The organism is Prochlorococcus marinus XMU1405, from assembly GCF_017696275.1.
GTDB classification, from domain to species: domain Bacteria; phylum Cyanobacteriota; class Cyanobacteriia; order PCC-6307; family Cyanobiaceae; genus Prochlorococcus_A; species Prochlorococcus_A marinus_AB.
In genome coordinates, this window is the sequence record NZ_JAAORF010000003.1 from 571,807 (window position 1) to 583,834 (window position 12,028).

General features: G+C 33.6%; 9 protein-coding genes. 4 read left to right on the forward strand and 5 right to left on the reverse strand.

Annotation, left to right across the window (positions count from 1 at the left end; translation table 11 throughout):
- Positions 1 to 15 precede the first annotated feature (15 nt).
- Positions 16 to 1,776 carry an aspartate kinase gene (locus HA148_RS09185; protein ID WP_209132072.1) on the forward strand — a complete coding sequence of 587 codons (1,761 nt, stop codon included), beginning with the start codon at positions 16 to 18 and terminating at the stop codon, positions 1,774 to 1,776.
- A gap of 7 nt (positions 1,777 to 1,783) precedes the next feature.
- Here the strand turns inward: HA148_RS09185 and uvrB are convergent, their stop codons facing one another.
- Positions 1,784 to 3,823, reverse strand: coding sequence for an excinuclease ABC subunit UvrB (uvrB, locus tag HA148_RS09190; RefSeq protein ID WP_209132075.1), 2,040 nt, complete (start codon positions 3,821 to 3,823; stop codon positions 1,784 to 1,786).
- A gap of 29 nt (positions 3,824 to 3,852) precedes the next feature.
- Complete coding sequence (locus tag HA148_RS09195; RefSeq protein WP_209132077.1) at positions 3,853 to 4,629, reverse strand: DUF561 domain-containing protein; 777 nt, start codon at positions 4,627 to 4,629, stop codon at positions 3,853 to 3,855.
- An 85-nt stretch (positions 4,630 to 4,714) separates the two neighbouring features.
- On the opposite strand from HA148_RS09195, the gene tilS reads away from it, so the two are divergent.
- On the forward strand, positions 4,715 to 5,725 hold the full coding sequence (gene tilS, locus HA148_RS09200) for a tRNA lysidine(34) synthetase TilS (protein WP_209132079.1): 1,011 nt from the start codon (positions 4,715 to 4,717) through the stop codon (positions 5,723 to 5,725).
- Here the strand turns inward: tilS and HA148_RS09205 are convergent.
- The 3 genes from HA148_RS09205 to HA148_RS09215 all read right to left on the reverse strand — a co-directional run bounded on the left by HA148_RS09205 (position 5,722) and on the right by HA148_RS09215 (position 9,715).
- A complete protein-coding gene (locus tag HA148_RS09205) occupies positions 5,722 to 7,704 on the reverse strand; it encodes a ribonuclease J (RefSeq protein ID WP_209132081.1) in 1,983 nt (660 codons plus the stop codon). The two genes, tilS and HA148_RS09205, sit on opposite strands and share 4 nt — an antisense overlap.
- A gap of 80 nt (positions 7,705 to 7,784) precedes the next feature.
- Positions 7,785 to 8,687, reverse strand: coding sequence for a 4-hydroxy-tetrahydrodipicolinate synthase (dapA, locus tag HA148_RS09210; RefSeq protein WP_209132083.1), 903 nt, complete (start codon positions 8,685 to 8,687; stop codon positions 7,785 to 7,787).
- Positions 8,684 to 9,715: an aspartate-semialdehyde dehydrogenase gene (locus HA148_RS09215; RefSeq protein ID WP_209132084.1), complete on the reverse strand. Its 1,032-nt coding sequence runs from the start codon at positions 9,713 to 9,715 to the stop codon at positions 8,684 to 8,686. Before HA148_RS09215 ends, dapA begins: the two co-directional genes overlap by 4 nt.
- A gap of 124 nt (positions 9,716 to 9,839) precedes the next feature.
- Here HA148_RS09215 and tig point away from each other — a divergent pair, with 124 nt between their 5' ends.
- Both tig and clpP read left to right on the forward strand, forming a co-directional pair.
- Positions 9,840 to 11,261, forward strand: coding sequence for a trigger factor (gene tig / locus HA148_RS09220; RefSeq protein ID WP_209132085.1), 1,422 nt, complete (start codon positions 9,840 to 9,842; stop codon positions 11,259 to 11,261).
- Positions 11,262 to 11,326: 65 nt separating this feature from the next.
- Positions 11,327 to 11,971 carry an ATP-dependent Clp endopeptidase proteolytic subunit ClpP gene (gene clpP / locus HA148_RS09225; protein ID WP_011819266.1) on the forward strand — a complete coding sequence of 215 codons (645 nt, stop codon included), beginning with the start codon at positions 11,327 to 11,329 and terminating at the stop codon, positions 11,969 to 11,971.
- Positions 11,972 to 12,028 lie beyond the last annotated feature (57 nt).

Genomic DNA, 12,028 nt, shown 5'->3' on the forward strand with positions numbered 1-12,028 from the left:
CATTATGATTTAAATATGGCTTTACTAGTAAAAAAATTTGGCGGCACATCTGTAGGTGATATTAATAAAATTAAAAATATTGCAAGTAGCATCTGTCAAAGTAAAGAAGCAGGAAATGAAATTGTAGTAGTTGTCTCTGCAATGGGGCAAACTACAGATGATTTAAATTGTTTAGCGGAATCAATTAGTAAAAATCCTAATAGAAGAGAATTGGATATGCTTCTCTCAACTGGAGAGCAAGTAACCATAGCTCTTCTCTCAATGGCATTAAACGAATACGGAATACCTGCAATTTCAATGACCGGTAGCCAGGTTGGAATTATTACTGAATCAATTCATGGGAAAGCGAGAATTCTGGATATTAAAACAGAAAGGATCCAAAATTATATAAATCAGGGTTTTGTAGTTGTAGTGGCTGGATTTCAAGGAACAACATTAAGCCATACGGGTTCAATGGAAATTACAACTTTGGGTAGAGGTGGTTCAGATACTTCGGCAGTAGCTTTATCAACAGCTTTAGGAGCTGAGACGTGCGAAATTTATACAGACGTTCCAGGGGTTCTTACTACTGATCCAAGAATTGTTCCTAATGCAAAACTCTTAGATGAAATTAGCTGCGAGGAAATGCTTGAACTTGCAAGTGTCGGTGCGTCAGTTCTGCATCCAAGAGCAGTAGAAATTGCTCGCAATTATGGAATTAAATTGTGTGTCAAATCAAGCCAAAGTGACTCAAGTGGGACTCTCCTAGAAAGTCAAATCCAACCTCTCCCGCTAAAAAGAGGAAGCTTAGAATTAACAAAAACAGTAAATAGTCTTGAGGTATTAGAAAACCAAGCAGTATTCAGTCTCACAAATATTCCTGATAGGCCTGGGATTGCTGCACAAATATTTGAAAAACTTTCAGAAGCAAGTATTAGTGTAGATTTAATAATACAAGCGACAAATGATGGAAATAAAAACGATATTACATTTACTGTTAGTGAATTAGAAGTTAAAAAGACTGCAGAACAATGTGAATTTATAACAAGTCAATTAGGAGGAGAATATAACTTAAAAACAAACATGACTAAATTAAGTATTCAAGGAGCAGGCATTATGGGCAGACCTAGTGTTTCAGCTGATTTATTTGATACTTTATCTCAAGCAAATATAAATGTCAGGTTAATAGCTACTAGTGAAATTAAAGTCAGCTGTGTAATTGAAATCAATAATATACCAAAAGCTATTAGATTTGTTGCTGAGAAATTTAAGTTATCCGATACACAAATATTTGTTAATCCAATCAATAAAAAACAAGATCAACCTGAAGTAAGAGGAATTGCATTAGATAAAAACCAAGTTCAAGTAAGTTTTCGAAAACTGCCTGATCGTCCAGGTGTAGCAGCATCGATATGTTTAGCATTAGCTGAAAATAATTTACTTATCGATACTATCGTTCAGTCTGAAAGAATTTCCTCTTTAAAAACTAAGGATATTAGTCTTACAATGAATAAACAAGATAGAGAAAAAGCTAACTTAGTTTTTGAGGCCTTAACAAAAAAATTACCCGGATCATACATTGAAGATGGCCCTGCTATAGCCAAAGTAAGCACTGTAGGAGCGGGAATGGCATTTAAGGTTGGAACGGCTGGAAAAATATTTAGAGCATTGGCTGACCAAAATATCAATATTGAAATGATTGCCACTAGTGAAATCAGGACTTCATGTATTGTTTTAGAAAAAGATTGTGACAAAGCAGTTAATGCGATTCATAATCATTTCGAATTAGAAAAATAAGTTCTTTTTAATTATTTCTTGCCAATTTTTGTCTTAATTTTTTGATTCTATCCCTCAAATTTGCTGCTTCTTCAAAATTTAACTCTTTTGCAGCATCTTTCATTTTAATTTCTAACTTTTCTATTAAGTCAGGCAATTCTTCGAGCAAACATTGATTATCACTGGAACCGAGAATTGCGTCAGTTTTGTTATTGACTATATTTATTAAATCTTTAGATAAACCACCAGCATCTAATTTTCTGGAAAGTTCTAGAAAAGATAATATTGAATTTTCTATTTTTTTGCCTGCAGGTTTTGGGGTAATACCATTGACTTGGTTATATTTTTTTTGAATAGTTCTTCTTCTTTCAGTTTCAGATATTGCTCTTTTCATTGAATCTGTGAAATTATCTGCATAGAGCAAGGCAACACCTTCAACATGTCTTGCAGCTCTTCCTATTGTTTGAATCAATGACCTTTCAGCTCTGAGAAAACCTTCTTTATCAGCATCTAAAATGGCAACTAAGGATACTTCAGGAAGATCTAGTCCCTCTCTTAATAAATTAACTCCTACCAAAACATCATATTCGCCAATTCTGAGGTCTTGAATAATTTCAATTCTTTCAATTGAATGGATTTCGGAATGCAAATATCTAACTCTTACTTTATTTTCAGATAAATAATCAGTTAGATCTTCAGCCATTCTCTTGGTAAGTGTTGTGACAAGCACTCGTTGCTTCTTTTCAGCTCTAATTCTTATTTCAGATAATAGATCTTCTATTTGGCCCTCACTAGGTCTTACATCAATTACAGGATCTAATACCCCGGTTGGTCTTATAACTTGCTCAATAAATTCACCATCACATTTATCTAATTCCCATTGACCCGGAGTTGCACTTATAAATAATGTCTGTTTTGATTTTTCCCAAAACTCTTCACATTTTAAAGGTCTATTATCTGCAGCACTGGGCAATCTAAAACCATGATCTATTAAAACTTTTTTTCTAGATTGATCACCGTTGTACATGGCATGAAGTTGAGGACACGTTACATGACTCTCATCAACTACCAACAACCAATCTTTGGGAAAGTAATCTATTAAGCATTCTGGCGGTGAACCTTCTTCCCTACCTGATAAATGACGGGCATAATTCTCAACTCCATTACAATAACCAACCTCTTTGAGCATTTCTAAATCATATTTTGTGCGTTGTTCTAGTCGTTGAGCCTCTAATAATTTTCCTTCGTATGTAAATTTATCTAGTTGAATTTTTAATTCACTTCTAATTGCACTTATTGCACTCTCAAGTCTTTCTTTTGGGGTCACAAAATGCTTCGCTGGGTAAACGCTAACTTGTTCCAAACTTTCAAGTATTTCACCTGTAGTAGGGTCAACATATCTAATAGCTTCGACCTCATCACCAAATAATTCGATTCTAATTAATCTATCCTCATAAGCTGGACCGATTTCTAAAACATCGCCTTTAATTCTGAATCTACCTCTAGTAATTTCAATATCATTTCTAGTATATTGATTTTCAACAAGAGACCTCAAAGAAGAACGTAGATTTATTGATTTTCCCACTTCAAATTTAACTGCAGCTTTTAAATACTCACTCGGTATACCAAGACCATAAATACAACTTATTGAGGCTACAACAATTACATCTTTTCTTTCAAATAATGAGCGTGTTGCAGAATGCCTAAGCATATCTATTTCTTCATTAATTGAAGCAGTTTTGGCTATGTAAGTATCACTTACAGGTACATAAGCTTCAGGTTGATAATAATCGTAGTAAGAAATGAAGTACTCAACAGCATTTTTTGGAAAAAATTCCCTTAATTCATTACATAGTTGTGCAGCCAACGTTTTGTTATGGGCTAAAACAAGTGCTGGTCTTCCTGTTTGTTGAATTACATTGGCAATGGTAAATGTTTTACCAGTTCCAGTAGCTCCTAAAAGAGTCTGAAACTGTTTACCATTATTTACGCCTTTAACTAATTTTTTAATAGCTTCTGGTTGATCTCCATTTGGTTCGTAAGGAGCTTGAAGCTTATAGTTGTTCATCAAGCTAGTAGCTAAAGGATGTTGCTATACTAAGAAATTTTTTCTCCAATTATTGAATTTTTCAAAGATTCTTTTAAGCCCCTAACAACCGCAATCATTGATATTAAATCATTTAATTTATTAATCACAGATCCAACGCCAACTGCTGAGGCTCCAGAGGATATTGCTAGTGGACAAGTTACTTGGCTTAATCCAGAGGCACTCATGATTGGTATATTCAGAGATTGTTTCTTAAATTCTTGATGGATAGCATAGGTAGCTGCAAGAGTTGGTACTGATTTTTCAAAAAAACCTTGAATTCCTGGAGAGTAAGGAGTAGAACTGGTACCACCTTCTGTTTGAATAATATCAACGCCTTCTTCGACTAGCTTTACAGCAAGATCAACCTGTTTATCAATAGGCATAGTATGAGGAACAGTTACTGATAAAGGAAAATTAGGCAATAAATCCCTCGTCTCTTTTGTAATGTTTAAAACTTTTTTATCTGAAAAATGAATGCCTTTTTCATAAAAAGTATCGTAATTTCCTATCTCAATTAATGATGCTCCTGCTTTTACACAATCTTGAAAAGATCGAGGCACTACTGAACTGACACAAACGGGTAGTGTTGAATTCTTTAGTGCTAAATCAACGAGTTCAGGTTTACAAGCAATATCGACAAGATCTGCACCTCCTAATGAAGCAGCCTCAACAATTATTTTCACAGACTGAACATCGAAATTATTCAATCCTGAAATAACTTTGAGTAAAGATTTGCTTCTTAACTCTTCTTTGATTTTTTGTGGCAAAAGATTAATCAGACTCATTTACTTAATGAATTTATTACCCGATTGTGACATTGTTTTAGTAAAACAGTGCATTTTTTAAAAAATATTATCTGAGCAACACAAAATGACTGATAAAAAATTAAGTCAGAAAAATTGGTCATCATGGCATCATCAGCTTCATAAGGAGATTCTTAACAAAAAAATATTAATTCCCAAAGGATCCAATATTTTATTAAGTGTTTCGGGGGGTCAAGACTCAATGGCCTTATTAACCCTAATTAATGACCTAAAAAAACTACATAATTGGTCTATTAGTGTTTGGCATGGTGATCATCAGTGGCACAAAAAATCATCACTATATGCTCTTGAATTAAAAGATTATTGCGAAGATAGAAATATTTCATTCTCTTTTGATCAAGCAAATAAAGTAAATATTTCTTCAGAAGAAAAAGCACGAGAATGGAGATATAAAAAATTATGTGAAAGAGCCAAAACTTTATTAAATAAAAACCAGGAAAAACATAATATTTATTTGTTAACTGGTCACACGAGTAGTGATAATGCAGAAACATTTATCCTGAATTTATCAAGAGGAAGCAATTTTGCAGGTCTGAGTAATATTGAGAGTAAAAGATTAATAGAAAATCAAATTTATTTAATAAGACCAATATTAATTTTTAGTAGGGAAGATACAAAACAATTTTGCAATGATATGAAGATCCCAATCTGGGAAGATCCTACAAATTCAGATCTTAAATTAAAAAGAAATTTAGTAAGAAAAAAAATTATTCCTACTTTAGAAGTCATTTATCCAGGTTGTTCTGAAAGGATAAATAATTTTTCCCAAAAAATGAGCAAATACAATAATGAACGTAATGATCTTAGTGAACTAGCTTATTTATATTGTAAAGATGTTAAAGGTATAGATAGGAATCTCCTAAATGGTATGTGTATTGAAGCGAGGTGCACAATTTTAAATAGATTTTTAAAAGAAATATCTGCAAAACAATGTAGTTCTAAAAATCTGACAAAATTAGCAACTTCAATTTATGAAAAAAATAAAGGTCAAATTAATCTGCAAGAGTTTTTAAAAATTGTTTGGGATAAAAACTATATAAATTTTGAAAAAAGTTAAGATGTTACAGCAGATCTTCTTCTTCTGGTTCTACCTTCAAATGAATCTTCTGTAGCAGTCTCAGCTGATGGATTCTGTGAAACTTTTGGACTTTTTTGGGAATTTTGTTGATTATTTGAACTATTAGGATGATTATTATTTGATTTCTTATGGAAATTATTATTTCTATTTCTATTGGAGAAATTTTGCTCTTCGGTAATCTTTGGGATATAAGCACGAGTTCCACTTGGAGCAGGTTGAACTAAACACAAAATAAGTGGTTCAACTTGTAATTCTCTTCTCATTCTTCTCGATAAACCATTTTCTATTTCTCTTTGTACACCAATCCAATCTACCTCAAAATTATTCGGCCCAGTTTGTCTGGATAATTGTTTCCATCTATTTTCTAAGACCCAGCTTATTTCTCGTTCTGTCCACATAGACATTTTTCTTGGCTCTGCAGTAGTAACAACTCCTCTTAAATTAACTCTAGGAGGCGCAACCATCTTCCCATCTGTACTAATAGGAGCTAAAACAGTTACTACACCATCACCAGCTAATTGTTGCCTTTCCTTTAGTACTCGAGCATCTACTATCCCATTTCGTGAGTTATCAAGCAGTTCAACACCAGCTTTTACAGGATCACCCTTTTGAATAGAATTAGGTGTTAACTCAACTACATCTCCATTTTCAATAATTAAGATATTATCCTTTGGAACCCCCATAGTTTGTGCACTCTTCCCATGACAAACAAGCATTCTATGTTCTCCATGAACAGGGACAAAAAACTTAGGTTTTGCGAGTGCCAACATTAACTTTTGATCTTCTTGAAAACCATGACCAGAAACATGAATATTCTCACCTTTTCCATAAACAACCTTTGCTCCGAGTTTCATTAATCTATCAATTGTATTAACAACAGAAATAGTATTCCCAGGAATTGGGCTGGCTGAAAATATTACAGTATCAGTAGTCTTAAGACGAACATGCTGATGTTCACCACGAGAGATTCTGCTTAACGCTGCTAGGGGTTCTCCTTGACTACCCGTCATTAATAATAAAGTCTCCCTATCTGGTAAATCTCTAATTTGCTTGATAGGAACAAACAAATCATCTGGGCATTTCATATAACCAATATCTCTTGCCTTAGCAATAACATTTATCATCGATCTACCTAACAAACCGACCTTTCTTCCATGTTTCATGGCCAATTCTAAGATCATTGTCACTCTATGAACAGAACTAGCAAAAGTGGTAAGGATAACTCGTTCTTTTGCCTCTGCAATATGTTTTTCTAAAGAGGGATAGATAGTCTTCTCAGAAGGACAAAAACCTGGAACTTCGGCATTAGTAGAATCACTGAACATGCATAAAACACCCTTCTCTCCGTAATGCACCATTCTTTCAATATCAAATTGCTCTCCATCTACTGGCATATGATCAAACTTAAAATCTCCCGTGAAAATAATTGTGCCAACAGGTGTTGTAACTGCTAAAGAAAAGCTATCGCAAATAGAATGTGTATTTCGAATAAATTCAACAGAAAAATGTTGCCCTACTTTTACAACATCTCTAGGATTTACTGTTTGTATAGTTGTTCTATCAGATACCCCTGCTTCCTCCATTTTTCCTCTAAGCATTGACATTGCTAGTCTTGGGCCATAAATAATGGGAATATTAAAATGCTTTAGATGATGAGAAATACCTCCAATGTGATCTTCATGCCCGTGAGTGACAATCATTCCTTTTATTCTTCTTTGATTTTCTTTTAAAAAAGTTGTATCAGGCATAACAACGTTTACGCCATGCATACCATCAGATGGGAAAGCTAAGCCAGCATCAACAAGCATTAATTCATCACCATATTCAAAAACGCAAGTGTTTTTTCCTATTTCATGTAGTCCTCCAAGAGGTATTACACGTAGAGCTGGCGTATTACTTTTAGATCTAGATGAATCATGAGTAGATCTGTTTACAGTTGAATTTGTAATTGATTGCATAATTTTGAAATTTATGAAGGCCTGCTTGTAATCAAATAAGGTTTATTTAAATTTAATTATCAAGTTAAATATAATTCCAATTATAAGGAATTCAGGATAAAAGATAGTTGCTTTTTCATGTCATTGGTTAAAGGTGACAAAGGACTTCTAGGATTACCTACATCCCATCCCGATAGCTCCAAAGCAGCCTTAATTGGGATTGGATTAGTAGTCATAAAGAGTGCTTTGAAAAGAGGCTGAAGTTTTTCATGAATAGCAAGAGCATTGGAAACCTCTCCACTTTGAAAAGAATGAATCATCTCTTTCAATTGCAATCCAACTAAATGACTTGCAACACTTACTACTCCTACAGCACCTACAGATAACATTGGAAGCAACAATGAATCATCGCCACTATATACAGAGAGTTCGGAGCCACAAATAGCTCTTAATTCTGTCACTTCTTCTATTCTACCGCTTGCAGCTTTAATACTGAGAATATTTGAGAAATCCATAAGTTTCTTCACAGTATCAGGTAATAAATTGCATCCAGTCCTGCCTGGAATGTTGTAGAGCATAAGAGGCAAATCCTCTGCAGATTTAGCAATAGAACTGAAATGTTTATAAAGACCTTCTTGAGGCGGCTTATTATAATAAGGAACAACGACCAAAGCACCGTCGGCACCAGAGTCGTAAGCTTTTTTTGTAGCTTCCACAGCTTCGCTTGTACAATTGCTACCAGTGCCAACTATTACTTTACAGCTTGCATCCAAAGATCCTTTTACCGCAGTAAATAAATCATGCTGTTCCGCCCATGAAAGAGTCGGAGATTCTCCAGTAGTACCGCACAACACAATTCCATCGGAACCGTTCTCATAAAGATAATTTGAAAGTTTTATAGCTAGTTCATAATCTACATCTCCATTCTCAGTGAATGGGGTAACCATTGCAGTCAATATTCTTCCAAATAGTGGATTATTACACTCAGTTTTGTCTGTAATCATTTTTTTGGAATTAATAACTCAGCTATTTGAACAGCATTCAGAGCTGCTCCTTTTCTTATTTGATCTCCACATAACCATAATTCTAATCCATGAGGCTGACTTATATCAGTTCTTAGCCTGCCAACAGCAACATTATCTCTTCCCATAACATCATTTGGCATAGGAAATCTATTACTTTTGTAATCCTCAATAACTTCAATTCCAGGAGATTTTTTTAATTCTTCAAGAGCATCTTTAGGCTCAACTACATCGGCAAATTCAATATTGATCGATTCAGAATGTGCTCTCAGTACTGGAACTCGAACACATGTAGCAGAGAGCTTTAAATCAGCAATATTTAATATTTTCCTTGTCTCATTAACCATTTTCATCTCTTCTTCGCAGTAATTATTTGAAAGCATAGGGGAATTATGTAAAAACAAATTAAAAGCAAGGGAGTATGGTAAAACTTCACTTTTTTGAGGATTTCCTTGAAGATATTGTTCAGTTAAAAGTTTTAGTTCCTCCATCGCCAGTTGGCCTGCACCACTAACAGATTGATATGTTGAGACAATAACTCTTTGAATAGTCGAAAGTTTGTTTAATGGAGCTAAAACTAATGTCAACAAAATGGTAGTGCAGTTTGGGTTCGCTATTACCCCATCATGATTAAGTACGTCACTAGCATTAACTTCAGGGACTATAAGAGGAACGTTCTTATCTAATCTGAAAGCACTTGAATTATCTATCAGTAAAGCATTTTGATCAGTAATGGTAGACAACCATTTTTTTGAAATACTTCCGCCAGCTGAAGCCAAAACTAAATCAAGATTCTTAAATTCTTCCTTAGTTGTTTTTTTTGTAACTAATTCTTCATCTTTCCAAATAATTTTTTTTCCTTCTGACCGTTCTGATGAAAGCAAGACCAATTCTGATATTGGGAAATCACGTTGTTCAAGAATTTTTAGCAATTCAGATCCCACAGCACCTGAAGAACCTAAAACAGCAACTTTTAATGGCCTATTAGGCAAATACGGAGATTGTCTCACACTTTAAAATGATTTTTATAAATAGATTGACTATTTTTTTTACTTTATCAAAAAATTAACTTTCAAGGAAATCACATAATGTGAAATAATTAAGATTCGGTTCATAGTAATAACTTAGAAAAACATGGCTAAAGATGCACTAATAGTCAAAACAACTCCTCTGCCTCAAAGTAGAATTTCATTCGAATTAGAAATACCATCAGAGACATGCAAAACGTGTGTAAATGAAACAATCAGTTCTATCAGTCGTTCGGCTAAAATTCCGGGATTTAGACTTGGTAAGATTCCTAAACAAGTCTTAATCCAAAGAATTGGCATAACACAATTACATGCTTCTGCTCTGGAAAAAATTATTGATAAATCATGGCAAGAAGCGTTAAAAATAAAATCTATAGAGCCACTAAGTGAGCCAGAATTGGTAGATGGATTTGAATCTTTACTTGCAAAGTTTAGTCCTGAAAAATCACTTAAGGTTACTCTTCAAACTGATGTTGCCCCAGAATTAAAACTTAAAAAATCCAAAGGACTAAGTGTTGAAATATCAAAGACAAAGTTTGATCCTAAGTCAATAGATGAAGCGCTAGAAAAATCTAGAAATCAGTTTGCAAACATTATTCCAGTTACCAATAGAGCAGCAAAATTAGGAGATATTGCCGTAGTTAGTTTCAAAGGAAAATATAAAGATTCTGGTAAAGAGATTGATGGTGGAACAAGTGAATCAATGGATCTTGAGTTAGAAAAGAACAAAATGATTCCCGGTTTCGTTGAGGGAATCGTAAAAATGAAAATTGGTGATACTAAAACACTTAACCTTAAATTTCCTGATGATTATTCTCATGAGGATTCAAGAGGCAAAGAAGCAATTTTTGAAGTAAATCTCAAGGATCTTAAGGAAAAAGAATTGCCTGAACTTAATGACGATTTTGCGAAACAGTCTGGCAACAAAGAATCATTAAAAGAGTTAAAGAAAGATATTGAAAAGCAACTTAAAGATAATTTTGAAAAAACTCAAAAAGATATCAAAATTGAAGCTTTATTAGATGCATTAACAAACGAATTGGTTGCTGAAATTCCAAAATCTATGATTGATATAGAAGTAAGGAATAATATTGAACAAACCGCTCAAAGATTTGCTCAACAAGGTCTTGATGTAAAATCTACTTTCACTCCGGAATTAGTTAAATCATTAGCAGAGTCCACGAGGCCTCAAGCTGAAAAAAATGTTCAAAGAAATTTAGCTTTAAAAGCATTAGCTGAAACAGAAAACATAAAAGTCGAGAAAGATGAAATTGATTTAAAAATGAAAGATTATGAAGATGCAATCTCTCAATCTTCAAAACAAATAGATATTAAAAGACTAACAGAAGTAGTAACTAACGATCTACTCAAAGAAAAATTAATAATTTGGCTTGAAGAAAACTCTGAAGTAAAAGAAAAAACTACAAAAACTTCTAATACTACCAAAACCTCCAAAGCAACAAAAGCCACAAAAACTTCAAAAACTACAAAAACTTCAAAAACTCAAAATAAAAAAGAAAAAAAATAATTTATGAAATTTCCTACTAATTAAACAAAAACCCCTTAAATTACTTATAAGACGAAAACTAATTTGTGAACTCAGAAAAAAAACATTTGATCCAAAGCTCAATAAGTTCTTACGAAAGTAATAATAAAACTATTGCTGCTGTTCCTACCGTTATAGAACAATCGGGAAGAGGAGAAAGAGCTTTTGATATATATTCGAGACTATTGAGGGAGAGAATAATTTTTTTAGGTACTGGAATTAATGATCAAGTATCTGACTCACTTGTTGCGCAATTATTGTTTCTTGAAGCGGAAGATCCCGAAAAAGACATACAAATTTATATTAACTCTCCTGGAGGCTCAGTAACTGCAGGAATGGCCATATACGATACTATGCAACAAATATCCCCTGATGTAGTGACAATATGCTTTGGAGTTGCGGCAAGTATGGGGGCATTTCTACTGTCTGGAGGAGCCAAGGGTAAAAGATTGGCTTTACCTAATTCTAGGATTATGATTCATCAACCTCTGGGAGGTGCACAAGGTCAAGCAGTAGAGATTGAAATACAAGCTAAAGAAATACTTTTTCTCAAGAAAACATTAAATTCGCTTTTAGCGGAACATACTGGTCAACCTTTAGAAAAAATTAATGAAGACACAGAAAGAGATTACTTTTTATCTCCCTCAGAAGCAGTCGAATATGGATTAATTGATAAAGTTATCAAAAAGTGACAAGGAATACTGATTTTTTAAGAATATGATGACGAATCGATATTTATAAGCAATCCT

Coding starts and splice junctions, on each gene's coding strand:
- tilS (WP_209132079.1), top strand. CDS start 4,715: ATGACTGATAAAAAATTAAGTCAGAAAAATTGGTCATCATGGCATCAT.
- HA148_RS09185 (WP_209132072.1), top strand. CDS start 16: ATGGCTTTACTAGTAAAAAAATTTGGCGGCACATCTGTAGGTGATATT.
- dapA (WP_209132083.1), bottom strand. CDS start 8,687: ATGATTACAGACAAAACTGAGTGTAATAATCCACTATTTGGAAGAATA.
- HA148_RS09195 (WP_209132077.1), bottom strand. CDS start 4,629: ATGAGTCTGATTAATCTTTTGCCACAAAAAATCAAAGAAGAGTTAAGA.
- HA148_RS09205 (WP_209132081.1), bottom strand. CDS start 7,704: ATGCAATCAATTACAAATTCAACTGTAAACAGATCTACTCATGATTCA.
- uvrB (WP_209132075.1), bottom strand. CDS start 3,823: ATGAACAACTATAAGCTTCAAGCTCCTTACGAACCAAATGGAGATCAA.
- tig (WP_209132085.1), top strand. CDS start 9,840: ATGGCTAAAGATGCACTAATAGTCAAAACAACTCCTCTGCCTCAAAGT.